Annotated in this window: 19 protein-coding genes; 4 read left to right on the top strand and 15 right to left on the bottom strand. The window is 71.4% G+C overall.

What is annotated here, in order from left to right; translation table 11 throughout:
- Window positions 1-70: 70 nt before the first annotated feature.
- The 5 genes from ABT130_RS31625 to ABT130_RS31605 are packed head-to-tail and all read right to left on the bottom strand — an operon-like array spanning window position 71 to window position 9,651.
- A complete protein-coding gene (locus ABT130_RS31625; RefSeq protein WP_350912369.1) occupies window positions 71-2,950 on the bottom strand; it encodes an NHLP bacteriocin export ABC transporter permease/ATPase subunit in 2,880 nt (959 codons plus the stop codon).
- The gene (locus ABT130_RS31620; protein WP_350961538.1) at window positions 2,947-5,190 is read right to left on the bottom strand and encodes an NHLP family bacteriocin export ABC transporter peptidase/permease/ATPase subunit; all 2,244 of its coding nucleotides are present in this window, start codon (window positions 5,188-5,190) and stop codon (window positions 2,947-2,949) included. Before ABT130_RS31620 ends, ABT130_RS31625 begins: the two co-directional genes overlap by 4 nt.
- A 15-nt stretch (window positions 5,191-5,205) precedes the next feature.
- Window positions 5,206-6,018, bottom strand: a complete 813-nt coding sequence (locus tag ABT130_RS31615) for a biotin/lipoyl-containing protein (RefSeq protein ID WP_350912373.1) — start codon at window positions 6,016-6,018, stop codon at window positions 5,206-5,208.
- Window positions 6,019-6,024: 6 nt separating this feature from the next.
- The gene (locus tag ABT130_RS31610) at window positions 6,025-7,386 is read right to left on the bottom strand and encodes a SagB family peptide dehydrogenase (protein WP_350961536.1); all 1,362 of its coding nucleotides are present in this window, start codon (window positions 7,384-7,386) and stop codon (window positions 6,025-6,027) included.
- A gap of 15 nt (window positions 7,387-7,401) precedes the next feature.
- Window positions 7,402-9,651 (bottom strand): TOMM precursor leader peptide-binding protein, encoded by a 2,250-nt coding sequence (locus tag ABT130_RS31605; RefSeq protein WP_350961533.1) that lies wholly within the window; start codon window positions 9,649-9,651, stop codon window positions 7,402-7,404.
- 252 nt (window positions 9,652-9,903) lie between these two features.
- Between ABT130_RS31605 and ABT130_RS31600 the strand changes: the two genes are divergently transcribed.
- The gene (locus tag ABT130_RS31600) at window positions 9,904-12,342 is read left to right on the top strand and encodes an ATP-binding protein (protein WP_350961530.1); all 2,439 of its coding nucleotides are present in this window, start codon (window positions 9,904-9,906) and stop codon (window positions 12,340-12,342) included.
- Window positions 12,343-12,364: 22 nt separating this feature from the next.
- Here the strand turns inward: ABT130_RS31600 and ABT130_RS31595 are convergent, their stop codons facing one another.
- From ABT130_RS31595 to ABT130_RS31550, 10 genes are all read right to left on the bottom strand, one after another.
- A complete protein-coding gene (locus ABT130_RS31595) occupies window positions 12,365-13,765 on the bottom strand; it encodes an NAD(P)/FAD-dependent oxidoreductase (protein WP_350961529.1) in 1,401 nt (466 codons plus the stop codon).
- A 91-nt stretch (window positions 13,766-13,856) separates the two neighbouring features.
- On the bottom strand, window positions 13,857-14,546 hold the full coding sequence (locus tag ABT130_RS31590; RefSeq protein WP_350961526.1) for a VOC family protein: 690 nt from the start codon (window positions 14,544-14,546) through the stop codon (window positions 13,857-13,859).
- On the bottom strand, window positions 14,480-15,328 hold the full coding sequence (locus ABT130_RS31585) for a hypothetical protein (RefSeq protein ID WP_350912385.1): 849 nt from the start codon (window positions 15,326-15,328) through the stop codon (window positions 14,480-14,482). The genes ABT130_RS31590 and ABT130_RS31585 overlap by 67 nt, the downstream gene beginning before the upstream one ends.
- A 75-nt stretch (window positions 15,329-15,403) precedes the next feature.
- Window positions 15,404-16,198: an alpha/beta fold hydrolase gene (locus ABT130_RS31580; RefSeq protein ID WP_350961523.1), complete on the bottom strand. Its 795-nt coding sequence runs from the start codon at window positions 16,196-16,198 to the stop codon at window positions 15,404-15,406.
- Window positions 16,195-17,100 carry a Rieske 2Fe-2S domain-containing protein gene (locus tag ABT130_RS31575; protein WP_350961521.1) on the bottom strand — a complete coding sequence of 302 codons (906 nt, stop codon included), beginning with the start codon at window positions 17,098-17,100 and terminating at the stop codon, window positions 16,195-16,197. Before ABT130_RS31575 ends, ABT130_RS31580 begins: the two co-directional genes overlap by 4 nt.
- A complete protein-coding gene (locus ABT130_RS31570) occupies window positions 17,100-18,302 on the bottom strand; it encodes a flavin monoamine oxidase family protein (RefSeq protein WP_350961518.1) in 1,203 nt (400 codons plus the stop codon). Before ABT130_RS31570 ends, ABT130_RS31575 begins: the two co-directional genes overlap by 1 nt.
- A complete protein-coding gene (locus ABT130_RS31565; RefSeq protein WP_350961516.1) occupies window positions 18,292-19,482 on the bottom strand; it encodes a cytochrome P450 in 1,191 nt (396 codons plus the stop codon). The genes ABT130_RS31570 and ABT130_RS31565 overlap by 11 nt, the downstream gene beginning before the upstream one ends.
- Window positions 19,483-19,513: 31 nt before the next feature.
- Window positions 19,514-20,365: an ABC transporter permease gene (locus tag ABT130_RS31560; protein WP_350961514.1), complete on the bottom strand. Its 852-nt coding sequence runs from the start codon at window positions 20,363-20,365 to the stop codon at window positions 19,514-19,516.
- Entirely contained in the window at window positions 20,362-21,315 is a 954-nt protein-coding gene (locus ABT130_RS31555; RefSeq protein ID WP_350912395.1) for an ABC transporter ATP-binding protein, read from the bottom strand. The genes ABT130_RS31560 and ABT130_RS31555 overlap by 4 nt, the downstream gene beginning before the upstream one ends.
- A gap of 90 nt (window positions 21,316-21,405) precedes the next feature.
- Window positions 21,406-21,792: a hypothetical protein gene (locus ABT130_RS31550; RefSeq protein WP_350912396.1), complete on the bottom strand. Its 387-nt coding sequence runs from the start codon at window positions 21,790-21,792 to the stop codon at window positions 21,406-21,408.
- Window positions 21,793-22,042: 250 nt separating this feature from the next.
- Between ABT130_RS31550 and ABT130_RS31545 the strand changes: the two genes are divergently transcribed.
- Genes ABT130_RS31545 through ABT130_RS31535 form a run of 3 tightly spaced genes read left to right on the top strand, consistent with a single transcriptional unit; the run spans window position 22,043 to window position 24,620 of the window.
- Window positions 22,043-23,359: a cytochrome P450 gene (locus ABT130_RS31545; protein ID WP_350961513.1), complete on the top strand. Its 1,317-nt coding sequence runs from the start codon at window positions 22,043-22,045 to the stop codon at window positions 23,357-23,359.
- Entirely contained in the window at window positions 23,356-24,438 is a 1,083-nt protein-coding gene (locus ABT130_RS31540; RefSeq protein ID WP_350961511.1) for a class I SAM-dependent methyltransferase, read from the top strand. The genes ABT130_RS31545 and ABT130_RS31540 overlap by 4 nt, the downstream gene beginning before the upstream one ends.
- Window positions 24,435-24,620 carry a hypothetical protein gene (locus tag ABT130_RS31535; RefSeq protein WP_030913265.1) on the top strand — a complete coding sequence of 62 codons (186 nt, stop codon included), beginning with the start codon at window positions 24,435-24,437 and terminating at the stop codon, window positions 24,618-24,620. The genes ABT130_RS31540 and ABT130_RS31535 overlap by 4 nt, the downstream gene beginning before the upstream one ends.
- The last annotated feature ends 117 nt before the right edge of the window (window positions 24,621-24,737 follow it).

Below are 24,737 nucleotides of genomic sequence, written 5' to 3'. Positions count from 1 at the left end.
GGAAAGAGCCGGCCGCCCATCGGTGAGATCACGGCGCCGCGGCGGCTCGCCGATCCTCGTCGAGCCGCACTCAGGAGAGCTGACGGGTGGCCAGCTGGGCGAACAGGCCGTCCTTCACGGCCAGTAGTTCGTCGTAGGTGCCCTGCTGGACGATCCGTCCCTCGTCCATGACCACGATGCGGTCGGCGGCCACCACCGTGGAGAGCCGGTGGGCGATCACCACCCGGGTGGCGTTGAGCCGGCGGGTGCTCTCGGCGACCCGGCTCTGGGAGGGATTGTCCAGCGCGCTGGTGGCCTCGTCGAAGAAGACGATGCGGGGCCGGGCGACCAGCGCCCGAGCGATCATGAGACGCTGCCGCTGGCCGCCGGAGAGCGTGCTGGTGCCCTCGGAGAGCACGGTGTGCATGCCCATCGGCATGGCCCTGATGTCGTCGGCGAGCCCGGCCATCTCGGCCGCCGCCCAGGCGTCGTCCACCGTGTGGATGCTGCTGCCGACGATGTTGGCCTGGATGCTGCCCGCCTGCAGCGCGCCGTTCTGGAGCACCACCCCGCACTGGCGGCGGACGGCGGAGACGTCGAGTTCGGCGAGGTCCTGGCCGTCGTAGAGCACGGTGCCCGACAGTGGGATCTCGAAGCCGAGCAGCAGCCGCAGCACCGTGGACTTGCCGCTGCCCGAGGGGCCGACCAGGGCCACGAACTCGCCGGGCTCGATCGACAGGGCGACCCCGTCCAGGGTCAGCGGACCGTCCTGGCCGTAGCGGAACGACACCTGGCTGAGTGCGAGCCGTCCGGACAGGTCGCCGGGGTCGGCCTTGGTGCCGTCGGTCTCCGGCCGGGCCTCCAGGATCGGCTTGATGTTCTCCATCATCGGCACGACGCCCATCGCGGTGACGGCGGCGGCGGTGAACTGGAGGCTGGAGGCCAGCAGCAGGCTGAGCGCGGTGAAGAACGGCAGGAAGGTGGCGACCGAGACCTGGCCCGCCATCGGTCCCGCCACCACCGCGAACACGACCCCGGTGCAGACCAGCGGGAATCCGGCGTTGAACGTGGTCACCGCGTTCTGGATGCGACGGGCCGAGGCGGTCAGCGAGCGGCCTCTGGTGACCTCGCGCGTCCACTCGGCGAACGCCCGTTCCTCGGCGGCGGCGGCCCGCAGCTTCGGCATCGCGGTGAGCATCTGGAAGACCCGGGCCGACATGGTCCGCTCGTGCTCGTAGGACTGCCGCTGCCAGCGGAGCTGCATCCGTCCCGCGACGATGGCGAACCCGAGCCCGAACAGCATGAGCCCGGTGGCGACCAGAGCCAGGCGCACGTCGTAGAAGTAGACCAGGACCAGGTTGGCCGATCCGGTGAGCAGCCCCAGCGTGGCCGTGGTCAGCATCCCGGAGAGCATCTCCTGCGCCGAGCTGATGCCCAGCACCGTGGTGCCCAGCTCACCGGTGGAGTAGCGGGCGAAGAACCCGGCGGGCAGGGAGAGCAGCCGGGTCCACAGGCCCGACTGCAGGGCCGAGGTGGTGCGGCTCTCGACCCGCAGCACCGCGATGTTCTGCACCACCGACAGGGCCGCGATCACGAACCCGGAACCGATCACCACCAGGGAGCCCTGCACGATGAGGTCGAGTTCGGCCCGGACCGTGAACACGCCGAGCACCTTGCCCGTCATGATCGGGACGAGCAGTCCGAGCAGCGCGACCAGCACCCCCATGGTGGCGAACCGCAGCAGGTCACGGTAGTTGCCGCTGTCGAGGAGCCCCAGGCGCAGCAGCGCGCCGACGGTCTTGATCGAGGCGGGCAGCGGCCGGTACAGCACGTGCGCCCGGTTCTCCAGGTTGCGGGCGACGGCCGCGGTGACCGGGGTGAGCACGCCGTCGTCCACCATGACGTAGCCGCGTCCCATGGTCAGCAGCGCCACCGGACGGCCCGCGGAGTTGCTGCCCACCATGGGCCCCAGGTCCTGCGTCCACCACGGGCCGTCCAGCCGTACGAGCCGGGTCCTGACGCCGGAGGCCAGCGCTATCGCCTGCAGGTCGCCCACCGGGCGGTCCTGGCTGCCGCGCCGCACCGGCGGCCGGACCTCGAACCCCTGGTGCGCCGCCACCAGCCGGGCCGCGGCCAGCGCGGGCGGATCGTTGGCCACGTCGGCCAGTTTCACCTGGACCTCGGTGTCCCGCAGCACGGCGTCGAAGCTCCGTACGGCCTGCGTCAGCACGGTGCTCTCGCGTTCACGCAGGCCGGTCAGGGCGGCGCGCTCCTCCTCGCGCCGCCGTTCGAGGCGTTCGTCGACGGTGTCGAGCAGCCGGACGGCGTGGGCGGCGAGGAACTCGCAGAGCAGGCCCTCGTCGAAGACCGAGTGCAGCGAGCGGGTCCGCAGCCGGGTCCTGGTGCGGGCGACGAGCCAGTCCCTTTCGGTCAGGCAGATGTCGCTGCCCGCGCCGAGCACCAGATCGTTGCCGCCGACCTCCACGTCACCCGCCTCGACGCGCACGCAGCGCACGCCGTCGACCGATCGCACGGCGCGGCCCGCGTCCAGCTCGGCCGTCCCGTTGCCGGGCAGTGGGACGAACTGGCGGGGCGGCAGGGGAGCGGGCAGCGCCCGGGCCAGCAGTTCGATGCCGCGGCTGAGTCCCTTGACCAGCCAGGTGGCGGCCTCGGCGGGCAGCTCGTGCAGAGCCGCGACCGGGACGTCGGAGAGTACGGCGCCGGGCACCGGGCGGGCCACGATCACGTGGCGTGGCCCCGACCGCACCCCGCAGGCCAGCACCGTGCCCGCCTCGGCCCGGCCCAGGAAGTTCCAGCGGCCGTCCAGCTCGCCGTCGGCGGTCCGGACCGCGAACAGGTCCACCGCGCCGGCCTCGACCAGCAGCATCCGCCCGGGGTTGTCGAGGATCGTGAACCGCTCGGTGCCGAGGTCCAGCGGGATGGCGACTCCGGCGAGAGCAGCGGGGCTCACAGTCCTCCTCCGGTGTTGAACAGCCGCGTGTAGATGCCGTCGGCGGCGAGCAGCTCCTCGTGGATGCCGCGCTCGGCGACCTCGCCGCGATCCAGGACGATGATCTCGTCGGCGTCGCGGATGGTGGACAGCCGGTGGGCCATCAGCAGGCAGGCGCAGCCGCGGCGGCGCAGGTTGTCCATGATGACGTGCTCCGTCTCCGGGTCCAGGGCGCTGGTGGCCTCGTCGAGGATCAGCAGGGTCGGCTCGGCGGCCAGGGCGCGGGCCAGTTCGAGCCGCTGCCGCTGGCCACCGCTGAAGTTGCGGCCGTCCTCGCGGACGAACGAGTTGATCCCGCCGGGACGGGCCAGCACGGCGTCGTAGACGGCGGCGTCGCGGAGCGCGTCGAGCACCACCTCGTCGGGGACCGCCTCGTCCCACAGGGTCAGGTTGTCGCGTACGGTCCCGGCGAACAGCACGATGTCCTGGTCGACGTAGGCCATCGAGCTGGCGAGTACGGTGCGCGGGATCTCGTCCAGCGGATGGCCGTCGAGCAGGATCCGGCCGGCGCGCGGCTCGTACAGGCCGGTCAGCAGGCGGCCCAGGGTGGATTTGCCGCTGCCGGAACCGCCCACGATCGCGACCCGGCTGCCCGGTGTCATGCTCAGCGAGAGGTTCTTGATGACCGGATCGCTCAGCGGGCCGTACCCGAAGGTGACCTCCTGCAACTCCAGGCGGCCCTCCAGGCGGGTGCCGAGTTCCGCCTCGCCGCCGGCACGCTCGAAGCAGCGGGCGATCGGGTGCCGCTCCACGTCGTGGATGCGCTTGGCGTCGGCGCTGAGGTCCTGCAGGCGGCCGCCGAGGTTGGTGAGCTGGGTGACCGGCCTGCTCAGCGCGGCCAGCAGGGTCTGGAAGGAGATCAGGATGCCGATGCTGAGCACGCCTTCCACCACCCGCAGCCCGCCGATCAGCAGCATCAGGCCGGTGTTCACCGTGGCCAGCAGGGGCGGGACGACGACCAGCACCGCGGTGGGCACGCCGAGCCGCTGCTGCGCGGAGACGACCTTGGCCAGGAAACCCGCCCAGCGGGTGAAGGCGTCGGGTTCCGCGCCGGTGGCCTTGACCGTCTCGATCATGCTGAGCGTGGCGAAGGTGGTGCCGGTGAGGTTGCCGCGGTCGGTGCGGAGTGCGGTGACCGCGTCCTTGCGGGCCCGGGCGACCCAGCGCAGCACCAGGATGTTCAGCGCCGCCATGCCGACGCCGATGATGCCGAGCAGCACGTCGTAGCGGACCAGCAGGGCGGCGTAGAACGCCACCAGGACCATGTTGATCACCGTCAGCGCGAGGTCGCGGGAGAGGATCTCGGCCACCGTGTCGTTGGTGGAGATCCGCTTGGCGACCTCGGCCGGTCGGCGTTGCAGGAAGAACTCGATGGGCAGCCGGAGCAGGTGACGGAAGAAGCGGGCGGAGCCGACCAGCCCGACCCTGATCTCCAGCCGCAGAAGGTAGTACTGCTGCACCGAGGTCAGCACGAAGATGGCCGCCGCGGTGAACACCATGACGATCAGCAGCGGCGGCAGGATGTCAGGGGAGTTGCCGCTCAGCACCCGGTCGATGAACACCCGGTAGTAGGCGGGCCCGGCGATGCCGGGCAGCAGCAGCAGCGCGCTGGCCAGCAGCACCAGCGGCAGGGCGCGTCCGGACGGCAGCCGCCACTGGAGCAGCGCCTTGCTGAGCTTGGCTCGTTCGCCACCCGGCTTGAAGTCGGGGCCGGGTTCGAAGGTCAGCATGATCCCGGTGAAGCCGGAGTCGAACTCCGACCACTCCATCAGCCGTGGACCCGAGGACGGGTCGTTGATCGCGACCATGGTTCGGCCGAACCGGGTCACCAGTCCCTCGACCACGATGAAGTGCTGGAACGCCCAGAAAATGATCACCGGCCCGCTCTGGTCGCGGAGCAGCTCGGCCTCGACCTGGAAGCCCTTGGCGATCATTCCGTAGGAGCGGGCCGCCGCGAGCATCGAGGATGCCTTGGACCCGTCCCTGGACACCCCGCACCGGCCCCGCAGCTCCTCAAGCGGCACGTGCTTGCCGTAGTGGCCCAGGACCATCGCCAGCGCGGCCGCACCGCACTCGACCGACTCCATCTGGATCACGGTCGGCACCCGGTGCCGGTTCTTCCTGCGGGGGCGCGGGGGGCGTGGCTGGTTCTTGGGCGCGGGCTTGGCGGGCTCCGCGGGTTTCAATGTCGTGTTCGTCATCGGTGCCTCCTCCGCTCAGCGTCCGAGCACCAGGTCGAACGGTGTCTGCTCGCCCAGGTGGATGGAGGCCGACACGGTCACCTGGGAGTCGAGCTGCACGGGCGGTCCCTGCGCGGTCGACCAGCTGTATCCCGAGTGCGAGCTCTGGTCGGGGATCAGGTCCACGATGATCATCAGGGGGGCCTGGACCGCGGCGTATCTCTTGGCGGCCAGCTCGCCGCCGACCAGCCCGGCCAGCGCCTCACCGGTCAGGGGGTAGCGGCTGACCGAGGTGACCTGGCCGCGCAGCAGTCCGAAGGCCGCGGCGGGCGCGGTGGACACCTCCAGGTCGACCGGGCGGCCGGGGGCGATCCACGCCGCCCGGTCGGCGGGCACGAACACCATGGCGACCAGGCGGTCGTCGGGCAGGTCGGTCCGCTCGACCGTGGCGACCGTGGTGCCGACGGCGACCACCTGGCCGTCGCTGACCGTGGTGCCGACCACCTGGCCGGTGAACGGGCTGGCCACCTCCTGGGTCTTGCCGTCGGCGTCCTGCAGCTCGGCGACGGACTGGCCGACGATCACCCGGTCGCCCGGCCGGACCAGCACGCGGCGGGCCAGCCCCGAGTAGTGACTCTGGATGCGGGCCGTACCGCCCGGGTGGGTGAGGACACCCGGGGCGGCGACCGAGATGCGCAACTCGCCGGCGAACGCCCAGACCAGCCCGCCCGCCATCACGATCATCACGACGAAGACCGCGATCCAGCCCCGGGGGGTGGCCAGCAGGGTGGGGGAGTCCAGCTCGTCGGGCTCGCGCATCCGTTGCAGCGCCTGGTAGCGGAATCTCATCGCGGTCTACTCCTCCGTCCGGGGCCGGGAGCCGAGTACCAGTTCCCCGACCGTGCCCTCAAGGAGCGGGTCGCGTCCCGAGGCGGTGGCGAAGGCCGCGGCGTCCCCGCCGCCCAGGCCGCACACGGCCAGGTCCATCGCGGTGGCCACCAGGTAGAGGGTCTGGTAGAGCACGCCCACGTGTTTGAGGATCAGCGGGTAGGCGACGGTCTCGTACTTCCACATCACCCGGCCGAACCGGGCCGCCACCAGCAGCACCACCTGTGGATCCGCCTCCAGCATGGCGGCGCCCCGAGCCTGGCCGACCAGCGCCTCGGTGGCCTTGCCCGGCTCGGCGACGAGTTCCAGCTCGTGCCGGTCGGTCGCGTAGTGCCACAGGCCGGGCGCCAGTCCCTCGCACGCCGTCACCAGCGGGTAGACCTCCAGCTCGTGTACGGCGCCGCCGCTCGGATACGGCCGGTCGGCCAGTTCCTGGCCGTCGCCGCCGGTCATGGTGCCCCGCCTGCGCAGGCTCCGGTAGAGCAGCTCGCCGAGCTGGGCGAGGGTGATCGGTCTGTCCTGGTCGTGGGCGCGGATCGAGCGGCGCCGTTCGAGCACCTCGGTGAGCGACGGGTCCCCGGCCGCGATCTCGTCCAGGTCGGGCACCGGCAGCGCGACGGTCCGGGCACCGGCGGGCGGCGGGGAGACCGGTTCCGGTGCGAAGCGGTCCTTGATGGGATAGGTCCCGCCGTATCCGCCGACCGAGGCGGGGAAGCGGGTACGGGAGTGGAAGGCCAGGTCGGCGGGGTGCCACTGGGCGTAGGGGCGCTCGGCCACCTCCACGTCCTCATCGGGACCGCCCGGCGCCAGCAGGCCGGCCGTGGCCAGCAGCCGCAGCACCGGGGCGGGCACGGAGGTGCTCCAGGTCGCCAGCTCGCCGAGCAGCCCGGCGGCCTGCGGCATCAGCTCGACGGCCAGGTGCCGGCCGGGGGTCTGCAGGGTCAGCGTGCCGTCCACCACCCGCGCCTCGGCGAAGCGCGACAGCCGTACCGGGCCCGTGGGGGCCGCCGCCGGCAGCGTCGAGCCCCGGCCGACGGAAAAGAGCCTGGCCACCACGGTGCCGTCCACCGCCGCGGCGTGTTCGAGCAGCCCGGAGGTGTTCAGCCCGCGGAACAGCAGGTGCCAGCGGAGCAGTCCCGCCTCGCCGTCCGCCATGGTCACCGCGCCTGCCAGGGCGGCGTCATCGTGGTCGCCCTCGGCCAGCAGCTTCAGGGCCGTGCCCTGTCCCGGTGACAGGTTCCTCAGTTCGAGAGCCGTGGTGGTCAGTTGGATGCGCTCACCGGAGAACGACGCGTCCCGGCGCAGCCGGGAGACGATGATGGGGTTCATGGGGGGACCGTTCACTTAGAAGAACACGTTCCAGGAGTTGATCTCGTCCTGGGGGGTCGGCCGGTCGAGCCAGCCGAGCCGTACCGGTGCGTCGTAGAGGCGGCCGGGTGCCAGGCGGCGCCAGAAGTGCCGCAGGCCGGGCGCCATCACCTTGACGACGTTCAGGTCCAGGTCGGGACGGGTCTGGTCGAGGACGATCACTTCGGATCCGGCCGCCTCGATCGAGTCCACGCACCGGCGCACGCACACGGCCAGGTCGGTGGGGGCGGGCGGGCCGACGGTGACCGGCGCGAGGTCCTCCGCCGGCAGCAGCCAGGGCTCCCCCTCCAGCCTGGCCTCCTTGCACCAGGCCAGCATCTCCGGGTCGTCCACCCGGTAGAGCGTGTTGCCCTGCTCGTCACGCCGTTCCACGGTCGGCAGGAACTGGTTGAGCTCGGTGAGCGCGCGGAACGCCGCGATGCGCGGATCGGGGTGGCAGCCGAAGCCGACCATGATGTCCTCCACCTCGTGGCGGCGCCGGGAGACCGCGGCGTACACCGGGATGCCCACGTCGGTGGTGAGGTCGAGCATCCACAGGTCACGGTCCATGGCCCCGTAGAAGTCCCGCAGCTCGCCCACGTAGGGGTCGTTCAGCGAGTCGAGGTCGAAGGCGGGGCGGCGCAGCCGGTTGTACCACCACAGCGCCACGGAGTCGCGCTCGACCAGCTCGCAGATGCCCTGCAGGATGGCCTCCTCCAGGGTGTTGCCCGCCGCGCTGCCGTTGGAGTCGGCGATGCAGAAGAAGTGGCGGTAGAGGTCGGGGTGGCCGTACCAGGCGTAGGCGGCGGGGACCAGCCGTTCCTCGTCGCGGGTCAGCGACCAGGCCCGCGACCAGTCGAACGGCACGTTCTCCTCGAACGGGTCGGGCACCTGCTGCAGCCGGTGCGCCGGGTCGGCGTTCCACTCCTTGCGCCCGGCCCGCTGCTCGTCGGAGAAGAGCAGCAACCGGTCGGGGTGCACCGCGGTCGCCGGATCCAGGTCGGCGTAGGCGGCCCGGATGACCACCTCGTCCCCCCGCCAGACCCCCGAGTACCGTTCGATCGCCTCGCAGACCGCGCTGACCTTCGCCTGGATCTCCGAGCGCCCCTTGCCGCCGCTCTGCCCGCGCAGGTTGCGGCGGAGCAGGTCCATGCTGTCGTTGACCATGGCGAAGTTGTGGCCGGCGGCGTAGCTGTAGGTCAGGCCGCTGGGGTCGGCACCGATCGAGACCAGCTTGGTGATCGCGCCCAGGTGGGGGCTGATGTGCCGCTCCAGCCGCGCGAACGTCTCCTGCGGCTGGTTGACCCGGTAGCCGCCGTCGGTGACGTGGTTGGCCTGCCGCGGGGCGAGCACGATCTTGGGGTTGCCGTCGGACGGCGTGCCGCACGAGGGACACTGCGGCTGGCGGATCAGTATGTGCCTGCTGGTCTCCATGGTCGCCAGGTCGAGGGCGACCATCTGACCGCAGAGCGCACCCGGCTCGCCGGTCGCCACGATCCTGGCGACCTCGGCCGCCAGCATCCCGGCCAGCGCCAGCGGCCCGGCCGCGATCTGCGCGCGCACCGGGTGGAACGGCGTCCGCTCGCCCCGCTTCCCCGCCAGGTAGCGCTCCAGCTGGCGGTTGCCGCTGAGCCGTTGCGCCAGGCACGACCAGCAGCCCGTGTGGTCGGGATCGAGGAAGGGGCCGAGCCACGGGCTGACACCGCCCGGTTTGGCCAGCAGCCAGGGGAGCCCGGATGCCAGCTGCGACGCGTTGCGGCGCTCCAGGGCCGGGTCGAGGTAGTCGTCCACGAGCACGACCGAGACCCCCTCGGCGGGCACCTCGTCGATCGCGCCGGTGAGCACCTTCAACCCCAGCTCGGTCAGGGCGGCCGTGACCGGTGTGGCGTCCACCCCCTCGGCGGCCGCGACGGTGACCGGCGTGCCCTTCGTGACGGCCGCCGGGTCGATGCCCAGCGCGTCCCAGTAGGCCAGCACCTTCTCCGGCAGGTCCGGCCTGCCCTCCGCGAGGTGCCCCGCCGCCTCGTAGCGGCGCAGCGTGGTCAGCACCGTGGTGAATGGAACGCTCCCGGACAGCTCCTGGACGATCTCACTCACACTCCTGCGGCCGTCGAGGTAGGGGAGCACCGCCACGGCGGCCTTCCCCGGCACCAGGAAGTCCTTCCCCTCGGCGAACAGGAAGACCCGGGATCCGTCCACGACCTCGACATGGAAATGGGCCTTTAGTCGTGGACTCTCCATCAGCATCCGCCTTTTTATAACAAGCTCTCGACAACCCTCTTCAGTGCGGATTTAAACACGGGGGGACCCGGATGGTGAATGCGCAAAAAATCGTACGCATCGCGTGGCCGATACTTAGGGCGCCGACGTATTCGCTTCGGTATCACCGCGCCGGACGCCCGGGATCGGCGCCCGTGGCCCACTCCTGAACCGGTACCGCCGAGAAAGACGGGCACCGAACCCGTTGAGATCCGTATCGGGAGAATGGGACGATGAAGCATGGCACCGCTTCTTCACAGAGACAGAGAACTGGCTGTCTTCCGAGAGGCTCTCGACGAACTACGGGCCGGCCGCCCTACCGTCGCGGCGATCCTGGGCGGAAACGGAATGGGCAAGAGTTCCCTGCTCGGCGCCATGACTGAAATGCTTCCCCCGCGCAGTCTGGTGCTGCGGGCACGCTGTCATCCGAGCGAGAGCCATTTCGCCTACGGTATGGTCCGCCAGCTCTTCGACCCGGTGATGTCCGCCGGCGAGCGGCCCCGCGGGCAGTTCGACCGCGCCGCCGACGATGACGGCGCCGCCACCCAGGACCTGCTGATCAGCCTGTTCCACATGACCCGCGACCTGGTCGCGGAGCAGCCGGTGGTCATCGCGATCGACGACCTGTCCTTCGCCGACACGCCGTCGCTGCGCTGGTTCTCCTATATCGCGCGCCGCCTGGACGACCTGCCGGTGATGATGATCGCCACGCTGCCCGGCAGCCCCCCGGCCGGGCTGGGCACGGATCTGGCCAAGCTGCCGTACGCGCGGTTCGTCCAGCTCAGACCGTTCTGCGCCACCTGCACGGCCGACTTCGTCGCCGAGGCGCTGGGGGCGCCGCCCGATGTGGAGCTGGCCGCGCTCTGTCACACGCTCTCGCAGGGGAACCCGCTGGTGCTGCGCCAGCTGACCAGCCGGATGCGGCAGGCCAGGATCAGTCCGGGCGAGCCCGACCCCGACCAGGTGCTGGAGATCGGCACGGAGGCCCTGTCCGCCACCGTGCTCGAATGGCTGCACGACCACGACCCGGTGGCCTACGAACTGCTCACCCAGCTCGCCGTCATGGGACCGGACACCGACGTCACCGTGGCGGCGATCCTGCTGAGTCAGGGCGAGCCGCAGATCCGGCAGGCCCGCCGGGCCCTCGCCCAGGCGGGTCTGATCACGGCGGGGTCGCCCGTGCGGTTCCACAACCCCCTGATCCGCACGGCCGTACTGTCGCGCATCGACAACCAGACCCGGATCGGCCTGCACGAACGCGGGGCCGCGCTGCTGGCCAGGCTGGGCGCGCCGGCCGCCCAGACCGCCGAGCACCTGATGCTCACCGACTCCGACTGGGGCGTTCCGGTGCTGCGCAGGGCGGCCACCGAGGCGGTCGCGGCCCGCGAGTACGACGACGCGACCCGTTACCTGCGCCGCGCGCTGGCCTGCTCCGACGATCCGGCCACCATTCACGAGCTGACCCTGCAGCTCGGCACGGTCGAGCTCCGCCACGACCTGGACGCCTGCGTCCGGCACGCGGAGACACTGGTCAGCACCGCGCCCGACCCCGTCAGGCGGGCCAGGTCGCTGCTGAACCTGGCCAGCCCCGCGCTGGTCGCCAGCACGGTGGGGGTCCGGCCGTTCGTCACCGTGGCCCACGAGCTGGCGGCCATGGCGGACCCGCCGAGGGAGCCGCTGCTCCGGCTGACCGCGCAGGGGGTGCTGTCCGGGTACCGCGCCGGGTTGCGCAGGTCGGTGCGGATGGCCTCCTCGGGCGCGCCGGACTCGGCCGCGAAGGAGCTCGCCGGCGCGCTGGCCGCGATGGTCGCGGCGAGCGGGCGGTATCCGGGCACCGCCAGGCGGCTGGCGAGGCGGGCCACCCGGGAACGCTCTCGCCGGGATCGGCCCGCGGGAACCGGGCTGGTGGGCGCCGCGCTGGCGTTCGGCTGGACGGGGCAGCCGGAGGAGGCGCTGGCCGTGTGCGGCAGGATCCTGCAGGACGCCCGTACCTGGGACCAGCCGGATCTGCACGCGCTCGGGCTGCTCCTGCGGGCCGATATCGGCCACCGGCGGGGCGACTCGGCCGACAGCCTGCGGGACGCGCTCGACGCGCGGGAGGGGGCCGAGCGGATCGGCGCGCGGGTGCTGACCACGGCGGCGCGCGCCTGTGGCGCGCGGGCCCTGATCCGGATGGGCCGCGCGCAGGACGCCGCGGAGCTGGTACGTGAGATGACGATGCCCGCGGACGCCCATCCGCTGATCAAGAGCCTGATCCTGGAGGTTCAGGGACTGATCGCGGCGGCGGCGGGCGACCACGTCACCGCGCTGAGCCTGTTCCTCGACTGCGGGCACCGGCTCTCCGCCCGGGGCATCACCAACCCCGCCTGCCTGCCCTGGCGCGCGCACGCCGCCAAGGCCTACAACGCGCTGGGCGAGCACACCGCGGCCCGTACGATCGCCGCCGAACCGTCGGCGAGCCCGGAGCACGCGCCGGACGCGCAGCCGCCGCAGGCCCAGATCCTGCTCACCCCCGCCGAGCAGCGGGTCGTCGAGCTGGTACGGCAGGGCATGAGCAGCATGGAGGTCGCCGAGCGGCTCTGCCTGAGCAAGCGCACCATCGACACTCACCTGGGCCGCATCTACCGCAAGCTCGGTATCCGAGGGCGGCACCAGCTGGCCGCCGCCCTCGGACTGTGACCGGCCCCTGATCGGCCGCTGCTCAGTGCGGTGACACCGGCTCGGTGGACCGTCCGATGCCCAGCCTCGGCTCGGTGACCAGGTACAGCCTGTCGGCGGTGCCGTCGGTGTTCTCGCGGTCCTGGCGGTCCTGGCCCGCGGTCAGCTCGCCGGCCAGCACCATCGCGTCCAGCGGGGCCGCACCGCCGACGCGGGTGGCGTCGTCCAGGTCGGTCAGGCCCGCGGTGATCGAGGCGAAGGCGCCGTCGGGGGGTGCCTGGGCGCCGCTGACGCGCTTCCTCATCAGCTCCGGATACTGGCCTCTGGCCAGGCGCTGCGCCAGCCAGAAGTAGCTGTTCCTGCCCCGGTACTGCTCGTAGAAGCCGGCGACCATGGAGAACATCCGGCCGTAGGCGTTGCGGTAGTGGGACTCGTAGAATCCCAGCGCCTCGCGCTCGGTGACCTCCCCCGCGTGTGCGGACAGGATGGTCGCGGCCGCCAGCATGCCGCTGTACATGGCCAGGTGCACGCCGGTGGAGAGCAACGGGTCCAGGAAACAGGCGGAGTCGCCCGCCAGGAAGTAGCCGGGGCCGCAGAAGCTGTCAGCCGAGTAGGAGAAGTCCTGCTCGACGCGGACCTCGCCCTGGAAGTCGCCGCTCGCCACCAGTTCCGCCACCGTCTCCGACTCCGCGACCAGGGTCAGGAACATCTCGTCCGGCGAGGAGAACCCGGACCTGCGGGCCAGGAACTGGTCCTTGTGGGTGACGAAGCCCACGCTGTAGACGTCGCCGCTGAGCGGGATGACCCAGTACCAGCCGTTGGGGGAGGAGATCACGTTGATGCCGCCCCTGGGAGTGCTGGGCAGCAGGGCGCCGCCCCGGTAGTAGCCCCAGATGGCGACGTTGCGGAAGACGTCGTGCGGCCGCCGGTCGCGGAAGTGCTGTGCGGAGAGCACGCCGGCGCGACCGGAGGCGTCCACCACGAAGTCGGCCGCGGTCTCCTGGCGGTGCCCTTCGTGTACCCATTCCACGCCCACGGCGCGGCCGTCGTCGAAGCCGACCTTCCGCACGCGGGCCCCGTGGACCACCTGCACGCCCTGCTCGGCGGCGTGCTTGAGCAGGACGTCGTCGAAGTCGGCGCGGTCCACCTGCCAGGATCGAACCTGGTCGCCGAAGAGGTCCGGCCAGTTGATCGTCCAGTCGCGCTCCGCGCCCCAGCGGAGCAGCAGGCCCTCCTTGACCTGGTAGCCGCGGGCCTCGATCTTCTCCCGGGCGCCGACGAGGTCGATGATGGCCCGGCAGGAGGAGGAGATCGACTCGCCGATGTGGTACCGGGGGAAGAAGTCCCGTTCCAGCAGGCGCACCCGGGCGCCGGCCCGGGCCAGCAGCGCCGAGGAGATCGCTCCCGCCGGGCCCCCTCCTATGACCACCACGTCAGGCGCCATGGAATACCCCTCCCGCAGGAAAACTGCTAACCGTTGAATCCTCGCAAAGTGCAGTGAATATTGTTAATACGTATTTATACGCATTTATGGATTAATTCAGGTTGGTGAGGCCGAAGACCGCGCCCAGCGGGTCGGCGAGCAGGCCGCTTTCCAGCGGGCGGGCCCCGGCCGCCAGGGCCGCCGCGACGGCGGCGTCACTGTCATCGGTACTGTCACCGGCACCGGCGTCGGCACCGGCACCGGCGCCGAAGAACGGCACCCAGCCGGTCCTGGCGGAGGGGCGGATCACCAGGGGCGCGTCGCCGTACAGGCTCCGGTAGAACTCCGTCGCCGCCTCCTGGCGGGAGGTGTGCAGCTCGCAGGCGCACAGGGCGCCGGGCTCGTCCACCAGGACCACGCCCTCGTCCCTGCCGCCCTCCCAGAAGCCGACCGCCGCACCTGAGGGGTCGACCGCCAGGCAGAGGCGGCCGTTCTCGCCCGCGGGCACCGGGCCCATCACGATCCGGCCGCCCAGGCGCCCGACCTCCGCCCGGGTGTGGCCGAGGTCCTTGGCGGCCAGGTAGACGTTCCAGGACGAGCCGAAGGCCGGGCCCATCGGGCTGGGGCCGAGGCCACCGATGATCTCTCCGCGCAACGTGATCAGGTGGTAGCCGCGACTGTTCTCCCTGGTGAACTCCCAGCCGAAGAGGTCGCCGTAGAACTGTTTCGCGCCGGTCAGATCGACGGTGATGTGATCAACCCAGCACGGTGTTCCCGGGCCGTACGCGGTCCGCCGGGGCATGGGGGCTCCTTCTGGATCCTGTCGTCGATGAGTGCCGCGGCCTCCTCCGCGCCGCCGAACTCCGGCATGAGCAGCCGGTAGCGGGGCGCGTCGGCCAGTTCCGTGGCGGCCGGCGGCCAGATGTGCGGCTGGAACGACCAGGGCTCAAGCCTGCAGCGGTCGTCGTCTCCCTGGCAGAGCCTGACCAGCGTGGGCGGGGCGAGCCTGGCGGTGATCGGGACGGGCGGGCCCAGCCGCTCGGGGCGGACCAGAACGGACTCCCCGGCCAGTGCGGGATGAGCCTGCCGCCAGGTCGCCGGGTCCGGTTCCTGGCCGATCAGCCCGCCGCTCCTCGCCGACTCCAGGGCGCTGCCGCGCAGGTCCAGCGGGATGTGGAAGGGGAGCGTGTGCCCGGTGGTCCGGTCGACCACGAGGAGTTGTCCCGACACCGGCCGCCAGGACCGGCCGGCCAGTGCGGCCGCCACGCCGGCGCCGGGCGAGCAGGCACTGCCGATCAGCGCGACCGTCACGTCGTCCTTGGTCATGACGACGGCACGCATCACCAGGTAGAGATGGTCGAGTACGGCGAACGGAGGAAGCGGTGGTGGCATGGTGCTCCATCCCCGGAACACGCGACGCTGCAGCAACATCCCGTCGGGACGCTGGACCAGCAGTTCTCCCTCTGCGGCCTTACTGGTGAGAAGCTTCACGACCAGTTGTGGTTCGCCGGCCTCCACCAGATGGGGGCCGAACAGGAACGCCAGGTCGGTGGGGTCGAGTTTGGTCAGCACCATGATGGTCATACCGAAGAAACTCAATAACAGGGGCAACTATCCCCCCCTTACGGGTGTCCTAATCTAGGCATTCTTACAATCAGGTCAAGCAGTGTCTACTCTCTCAGATAACGCCAGTCCCGCAAATACCGCTTTTGCCGACATTTCCGGACACTCAAGCAGGGGGAGGTGTCCGGAGTTATGAATCGTACGAATATCGCATTGCGCCACTGTCTTTCCCAGCATCCTGGCATTGTCTACGAAGACCGGCATGTCCGAATCTCCGATGATCACCGTGGTTCTGGCCCTGATCCGGATCAGATCCTCGGCCGAGTGCCGATGCATGGTGAGCCCCGCCATCGCCCCGCTGTCCAGCTCGGCCCAGGAGTGTCTGCCGATCACCTCCCGTAGCCGGGCACGCAGTTCTGGATGAGCCTCGGTGCCGCGGAAGATGTCCGGCGGGGAGCTCATCCACAGCTCGGCCATCTGCTCCCGCGCGCCGCCCGCCCTGCGCAACATCATGAGCTCCAGGTAACGCCGCCTGGCCGCGGGGTCGGGCGGCGCACCGCCGAGCGTCGGCGCCGCGAGCACCAGGTGCCGCACCACCTCGGGCGCCTCCAGGGCCATCTGCAGCGCGACGCAGGAGCCGAAGGAGAGCCCCACGACCCGGTCCGCCCGCTCGGCCGAGGCGATCTCGGCCAGCCGTACCGCCAGGGCGGGCAGCGTCACACCGGGCCGCAGCGGCTCGGAGCCGCCGTGACCGGGGAGATCCACGCCGATGTGCCGCCAGCCGGGCAGCAGCCTCCACAGCGGCTCCCACAGGGTGAGGTCCATGGTGTAGCCGTGCACCCACAGCACCGCCGGACCCGCCCCCGACTCGACCACGCGCAGCCCGCTCACGCCGGCTCCCGAAAGCCCGCGCAGAACCTCCGGTAGGCCACCACGGCCGCGTCCCCGCCGTCGAAGCGGGGCACCACCTGCGGATTCAACCGCTCCCAGACCACCGCGTCCTCGGCCAGCGCCCGCTCGCTGCCGCTGATGAGCAGCGGCAGCTCGCCCTGCTGCTCGGGGCGGACGCCGATCGCCACCCGCGCCACGCACCCGCCGCTCTCCCGGGGCACGGCGGCGGTGACGATGACCTGCTCCCACCCCGGCGGCCCGAACCGGGTGACGACCACGCCGGGACTGTAGGCGCATGCCAGGAAGCGCGCCCGGGTGACCGAAGGACCGGAGGTGCTCCCCGGCTTGGCCCCCATGACGAACTCGCCCTCGATGACCAGCTCGCCCTCGTCCCCGTCCCGATGCGCCATCCCGCGGAGCCGCGGCACCTTGTGCACCTCGGTGAAGTGGTCGATGTCGAAGGCGTTCTCCACGATCATCACCGGATCGACGTCCACCGGCCTGACCACGGCCGCGGTGAGCGGGTGGGTCCCGCCCAGCTCCTTGATCGCCCGGGTGAGTCCCCGGTCGTCGTCAGGGGTGTCCGCGAGCCGTACGAACACGGCCTCGCCGGAGACGATCACGTGGTGCTCGCGTACCGACCACCGCCTGGTGGTGTCGCCCAGCGCGATCCGGCGGCCGTGGAACGGGCAGACCAGGCAGTCACCCGAGAGCCGTCCCCCGTAGCCGAGATGCGCGCCCCGATGCGGGCAGTCGGCGTCGAAGACCCGGATCCCCGTCTCGTCCCGTACGGCCACCAGCCGCCGGGTCCCGATCTCCAGGGGAGTCACCTCGGCTGTCAGCTCGGAGGTGAAGGCCGGTAGATACCAGCCGGAATGCGGTGTCCCCAACTGCGCTGTCATCAGCCCATCGCCTCCAGGAGCCGGTCGGCGGCGAGCACCCCGCTGGCGATCGCCCCCTGAACCCACGGCAGCCGCGTTCCCGAGACCGTGGCCTCGCCCGCGAAGAAGAGTGTGTCGGCGACCGGCTCGGCCCAGCGCGCCGGAGCCCGCTCGGCGCCGAGCAGCGGCGCGGTGAACGCGCCCCGGCTCCACGGGTCGGCCCCCCAGTCGGCGATCCGCCGCTCCAGCACCCGGGCCCCCGCCGCCCAGGGCAGCGCCACCGTGAGCATGGCCGACAGGTCGGGGCCGGTGGCGGCCCGCACGCAGGCGGCCGCCGCGTCCTTGGCCACGATCAACGCCTCGGGGCGCCCCTCGCGGCAGCTCACGAAGCCGCTGACGCCGTCCGCGTCGAACACCGACGCGGTCTCCGGCGCGGGCACCGACAGGGTCGCGACCACGCAGCAGCCGTCACCCGCCGCCAGCTCCCGGGCGGCCTCGATCTTGTGCTCGGGCAGATCCTTGATGGTGAGCGTGCCGTGGGTCACCACGGCGGGCGGCACGGTCACCACCACCCGCTCCGCCTCCACGGTCCCGGCCTGCGTCAGTGCGGCGACCCGTCCCGGCGACCAGCCGAGCACCTGGACCGGGCGTCCGGTGTGCACCTCCAGCCCCGCCGCCAGCCGTCGCGGCAGCAGGTCGAACCCGCCGGACACGACGTACTCTCCCCGCCCGGCGTCGTCCCCCCGCTGGGCCGCGGCCACACCGGCGGCGCTGAGCCGCTCCGGGTCCGCGGCCCAGATCTGCCGGAACCACTCGCTCGCCACCGGGTAAGGCCCGCCGACGTCGCCGAGCCAGCCGTTCACCGACCCGCCGGCCTCGGCGCCCTCCGCGTTCAGCCTGGCCTCCAGCAGCCAGGGCGGATGCGGTGTGCGGGCCAGCGCTCCCATGGGACGGCCCACCCGCCCGCTGATCACCCGGGCCGCGGTCGGCCGCGGCGCCGTCCCGGTCTCCACCAGCCCGTGGACGGGGTTGCGGTCACCGTGGACGACCTGCGCGCCCAGCTCCAGCGGGGGCCCGCCGTCCGCGGGACGGAAGGTCAGTATCCGCCCGCCGATCCGTGACCTGGCCTCAAGGACCACGGTGCGCACCCCGGCCCTGGCCAGGCGGTCGGCACAGGTCAGCCCGCTGACGCCGGCGCCGATCACGAGGACCTCAGCACGCATCCCCGCCTCCCAGCCGCACCGGGAGGGCGCGCAGCCGCCGGGGGATCAGCGTGGCGGCCCAGACCGGCTCCGGATCGGCCAGCGACGCGGCGGGGAACCGCTCGGCCAGCCGGGCCAGCAGCACCGCCCCGGTCTGCCGGACGAGCTGCGCCGCCAGGCAGAAGTGCGGCCCTCCGCCAAAGGCCAGATGCGGGTTGGGCGTCCGGTCGAGCACCAGCTCCCCGGCCCTTTCGAAAACGGCCGGATCCCGGTTGGCGGCGGCCACGATCGCCAGCACCCTGGCCCCCTGGGGCACCTGCCCCCCGGGCAGTGCCACGTTCCGGACCGCGACCCTGGCCGTGAACGGAATGGGCGCTTCCAGCCGCAGCAACTCGTCCATCGCGGTACGCGCCGGCTCCCGGCCGCCCTCGCGCAGTACGGTCAGTGCCTCGGGCCGGGGCAGCAGCCAGTACAGCGCGTTGCCGATCGCCTCGGCCAGCGGCTGCCACCCGCCCACCACGGCCAGCCCGAGCACCCCCAGCATCTCCCGCCTGCTCAGCCGGTCGTCGGCGGCCAGCCGGGCCAGCGGGCTGGGCGGCGCGGACGCGCAGTGCGCGTCCAGGAACCGGGTCAGCTCTCCCATGGCCGACCTGCCCAGCGCCGCCACCTGCGGCCCGGCCAGCGGATCCAGATTGATCGAGGCCGCCTGGGCGAGCTGCGCGAAGACCTTCCGGTCGCTCTCCGCCAGCCCGAACAGCCGCAGGAAGACCGAGGTGGCCAGCGGGCTCCCGATCTCCGCGACCGCGTCGACCACGGTCCGCTCCGCCAGCCGGTCGAGAAGCCCGTCCACGTCGGCGGCGATCGCCTCGGCCACCGACGCGATCGCCGCGGGTCCGAGCAGCAGCAGCCCCGGCGCGCGCAACCGGGTGTGATCGGGCGGGTCCGTGGTGAGCATCGACGGCGGCAACTCCTCGTCGCGCGCCCGCCCCTGCTGCCCGGCACTCGCCGAGAAACCCTGGTCACGCAGTACGGCGGCGCAGTCGGCGTGCCCGGTCACCAGCCAGAGCCGCGACGCCGCGTCGTAGTGGACCGGAGCGCGGGCGCGCAGCCAGTCGTAGGCCGGATAGGGATCGGCCCGTCCCGCGGGGGAGAAGGGGTGAGCCAGGTGGGCAGGGAACCGGATCTGGGTGCCTACCGTCACGCGTCAGTCTCCCTTGCGATCGCTTACCTGATCAGCGCACACGCGCGTTGCGCCAGCCGAACGTCAGCGCGGTCAGCAGCAGGCCGCCGACCGCCCACAGTCCGAGGACCAGCGCGATGCGGCCGAGCTCCCACCCGCCCGCCGGTTCCACGACGGTGAAGCCGTCCGGCAGGAACACCGAACGGAACCCCTGCGCCATCCACTTCACCGGGAAGAGCGCGGCCGTGTTCTGCATCCACTCAGGAAGCTGGTGAAAGGGGTAGAAGACCCCGGAGATGAACTGCAGCACCATGAACACCGGCGTCACGATCGCCGCGGCGGACCGGCTGTTCGGGATGGCCGCGCTGTAGGCGATCCCGGCCAGCGCGCAGGTGACGGTACCCAGCGTCAGCACCCAGGCGAGGGTGAACCAGCGGTGCGCGGTGCTCGGCCAGGGCAACCCGAACGCGGTCACCGCGATGCCGAGCAGCAGCACCGTCTCCACCACGGTGGTCACCACGACCTTGACCAGCTTGCCGATGAAGTAGGCGGGCTTGGGCATCGGCGTCATGGCCAGCCTGCTGATGAGGCCGGTGTCCCGCTCGATGGCGATGTTGATGGCCAGCCCGGAGAAGGCGGTGCTCATCACACCGGCGGCCACGATGCCCGCCATGAAGACCTGCCGGAAATCGGTCTGGGTGCCCTCCACCTTGCCGGTGAAGATCGCGCCGAACACCACAAGCAGGATCACCGGAAAGAAGAGGGTGAAGACCAGGGACTGCCTGTTGCGGAAGAACGACTTCAGCTCGACCGACGACCGGGCGACACTGGCCCGCCACAGCCCGGGCAGCAACCCCTCCCCGAGTTCCCGGCCGGGCGCGCGAACGGAATCGGTGACGCTCACTTGTTCTCCTCCGGCTGTTGTCGATGCCGGTCGATGAGGTTGAGGTAGATCTCTTCCAGGGTGGGACGGTGCACGATCAGCTCGGGCAGCTCGGCCTCGGCCCAGGACGCCAGCAGGCTCACCAGCCGGGTCGGCTCCGAGGTCAGCACGGTGACCAGGTCACCCGCGCCCGTCGGTCCCGGTTCGAGCACCGCTCCACGGGGCAGCTCGGGGAGTTCCCGGCCGGCCAGCGACTCGGAGCGCCGGAACGACACGGCGGCCGAGGTCGTCGCACGCCCACCCAGCTCGCTCGGCGGTCCGCAGGCCACCAGCCGGCCGCCCGCGATCACACCGACCCGCGCGGCCAGCGTCTCGGCCTCGTCCAGGTAGTGGGTGGTGAGCACCGTGGTGCAGCCGCGCGCGGCGAAGAACCGCACCAGGTCCCACGCCTCGCGGCGGGCGACCGGGTCGAGCCCGGTGGTGGGCTCGTCCAGAAAGATCAACTCGGGGTCGCCGATCACACCGACGGCCACGTCCAGCCGGCGCTGCTGGCCGCCGGAGAGCTCCGTGGTCCTCTTCTTCTCGTACGTTCCCAGGCCGACCATGTCGAGCACCTGCGCGGGCGGCAGCGGCCTGGGGTACATGGCGGCGAACTGCCTGACCACCTCACCCACGGTGAGATCGGGGTAGGCGCCGGTGGATTGGCCGACCACCCCGATACGCGCCCGCCATTCCCGTGGGTCCCTGGCCGGATCCTGGCCGAGGACCTCCACGTCTCCACCGCTCCGCCGCCGTACTCCCGTCAGTATTTCGACGGTCGTGGTCTTTCCCGCGCCGTTCGGCCCGAGCAAGGCGAACACCTCGCCGCGGTGTACCCGCAGGCTCAGATCGGTGAGCACCAGGTGCTCTCCATAACGCTTGTTCAGGCCGGTGACGGCGACCGGGTCGTTTTCCGCGGCGGCGGAAACCATCGACTTAATCCTCCGATGGAGACGGGAACGGGAACGGCATGGCGATTTTGGAAATCCAGTGAATTCAGTGAGTGCTGGAGCTGCGGTGAATCAGGTGCAGCAGCAGCACGGGCAGCAGCAGTAGTAGCAGGCGGCCGCGTCGGCGGCGCCGGCCGCGATGTCGGACAGGTCGCCCTCGCTGAGCTCGGCCGCGTCGACCACCGGGGTCTCGGGGATGTGGAGCTCGTACTGGCCGGTCGCCAGACCGACCTCCCAGAGGCCGACCTGGACGTCCAGGTTGCCCTCCTCGTGCCCCTCGGGGATGTGGCGCACGATGACGATCTCGGCGTCCTCCGGGATGGTCAGACCGGACTCGGCCAGCGCGGCGCGCGGGTCCGCGTTCAGCCGGGCCGCGTACTCCTCGTCCGACCAGGCGGTGATGAGGGTGCGGGTGTAGGCGTTGATGAATTCCGCCCGCTCCTGCGGTTCGAGAGCCATGTCATTCTCCCTCTGTTTGTTTACCGCTGCTTTCTGCGTCGGCAACTGAAAGGACTGTCGCATGGCGCGCGGCACATACCAAGACTTAAGTTATTCGCCATTGATGTAAGTATTGATACGTTCATCAACGCAGTGTTACATTGGCAGCATGCCACAGTACGGATGTGCTCATCAATGACATTCAATACGTATATCCGGTACTTGTGAATACGTATCAGAGATACTTAAGCACCGTTAAGCGGAGGCGTCGGTGACGACTACCAGCACGCAGCTGCCCCCGGGACCGCCCGGCCCGGTGGACATGGAACGCATGCGTAGCGACCCACTGGGGTTCGTGACCGGCCTGGCCCGTCGCTACGGGGACGTCACCGGCCACCACGCGAACGGCGAGACCGTGTTCATGGCGCATCGCCCGGATCTCGCCCGGCACATCCTCAAGGACAACGTCGGTAACTACACGAAGGAGAACACGCCCGACGACCACATGCTCCGCCCGCTCCTCGGAAACGGCCTGCTCACCAGCGACGGCGCGGAATGGGTGCGGCAGCGCCGGCTCTGTGCCCCGGCCTTCCGCCGCAGCGCGGTCGCCTCCTTCGACCAGATCATCACCGACGAGACCTCGGCGCTGCTGGCCCGCTGGCGTGCCGCCGCGGAGACCGGCGCACCCCAGCCGATCGACCACCACCTCACCTCGCTGACCCTGTCGATCCTGACCCGTGCGGTGCTCGACGTGGACCTCGGCGCGGCGGGCGACGGGTTCGGCCGCGCGGTGGACGCCGTCAATCGCTTCATCGGCCACTACGTACCCGACCCCGACCCCGACCCGGCGGACACGAGCCGTCGCCGGCGGGAGTACGCACGCGCCCGCGCCCTGCTCGACATGATGACGCGCACCGTCATCGCCTCCCGCCGGGCCGCTCCCACCGCCACCGGCACCCTGCTCGACACCATGCTCGGCGCCCTGTCCGACACCGACCTCCGCGACCAGGTGCTGACCTTGATCATGGCCGGTCACGAGACCACCGCCAAGGCCCTGACCTGGACCTTCTATCTACTGGACCGCCATCAGGAAGAGGCGGAACGGGTCCGGGCCGAGGTCGACCGGGTGCTGGGCGGACGCCCGCCCACGGCCGCGGACCTGCCCGACCTGCCGCTCTGCCGACGGGCCGTACAGGAGGCGATGCGCCTGTACCCCCCGGTCTGGCTGATCTCCCGCCGCGCGACCGGCCCCGACGAGCTCGACGGCCATCCGGTACGGCCGGGCACGCTCGTCTGCGTCAGCCAGTGGGTCCTGCACCGCGACCCCCGCTACTGGGACCGCCCGGATGCGTACGTACCCGACCGCTTCGACGGCGTCGACCTCCCGAGTCATCTGTACCTGCCGTTCGGCGGCGGCGAGCGCGTCTGCATCGGCCGGCACCTGGCGCTGATCGAGGCGACGCTGGTCCTGGCGATGCTGTCTCAGACGGTACGGCTGACGCTGGAACCAGGCTTCCCGGTGGAACCGGAGGCGCTGGTGACGCTACGGCCGAAGCACGGCATGCACATGATCGTGAGCCCCCGATGACCACTCTCCCCACACCCCCGTACCCCCCGGCCACCGTCACCGACCGTGGCGCCGCTCTCGACGCCCCGGCCCCGGCCACCGTCACCGACCGTGGCGCCGCTCTCGACGCCCCGGCCCCGGCCACCGTCACCGACCGTGGCGCCGCTCTCGACACCCCGGCCCCGGACTCCGGTACTCCGACGCCGCACGCGGGTTCGCCCGGCCCCGCCGACCGGTCGGATCCCAACACCCCGACCCCGAACGCCGGTTCGTACAACCCCGCCACCACCACCGCGGGCGGGCTGGCGGGAGAGCTGGCGCGGCTGGAGGCACAGGCGGAGCTCTCGTTCGACGAGGAGCTGAGCCTGCTGCGCGAACTGGGCCTGACCGCGTCGGGCGGCCCGCTGGTCGAGATCGGCGCGGGGTCCGGTGCGATCACCAGGCGGCTGCGGCGGGCGCTGCCCGAGTTGTCACTGGTCGCCGTGGACATCGACCCGGACCTGCTCGCCCATGCCGAGGGCACCGGCGCCGAACTGATCGTCGCCGATGCCGCCGACCTGCCCCTGGAGACGGCGAGCGCGCAGTACGTACTCCTCAGGTACGTCCTTCAGCACCTTCCCGATCCCGGACCGGCCCTCGCCGAGGCGCGTAGGATCCTCCGCCCCGGTGGCCGCATCCTGGTCACCGAGGTGGACGCCTCCTGCTGGGGGCTGGCCGACCCGGTCTACCCGGAACTGGTGGGAGTGCACGCCAAGATGGCGGCGACCCAGCAGGCCGCCGGCGGTGATCGCACGATCGGCCGCCGTCTCACCCGCCTGCTCCGTGACGCCGGCTTCACGGAGGTCGCCCTTCGCCCGTTCGCCACCACCAACGACACCCGACCCACGGATGACTTCGCCCCCCACCTCGGCCCAGGGCGGCTGCAGCCGCTCGTGACCGCCGGAGTGTTGTCGCTCCGCGAGTTCGCCCTCGCCGCCGACCGCTGGAACCGGTTCCGCGCAGATCCCAACGCCTGGGTGATGCTCCTCGGGTTCACCGCAGCCGGTACCGCCCCCGACGCCTCTCAAAACGGCCGTCACCCCACCGAAGGAATCCAGTGAACACCAACGTCAAGATCTTCATCACGATCTTCTGCTACATCAGCGCGGTGATGGGCCTCGTCACCGCCGTCATCCAGGCCAGCACCACCCCCGCCAACACCCCCGGAGCCATCGGTTCCGGAGTCGTCGGCGGCATCTTCCTGGTAGCCGGCGTGGCCCTGAGCCGCAAACCCCGCTACTAGGCCCTGTCCTGCGGATCTTTTGCCTACCGCGGTCGGTCAGGCGGCGCCTCGCCGCGTTGTCGTCGGTCACCGCAGCACGCTGCGGCTCCCTCCTCCGCCTTGCGAGACACCACCTGA

Origin of the sequence: Streptosporangium sp. NPDC001681, from assembly GCF_040298085.1 — a bacterium.
In the GTDB taxonomy this organism is placed as follows: domain Bacteria; phylum Actinomycetota; class Actinomycetes; order Streptosporangiales; family Streptosporangiaceae; genus Streptosporangium.
The sequence above is the reverse complement of the archived record's forward strand: the minus strand, read 5'-3'. Positions and strand labels throughout refer to the sequence as shown.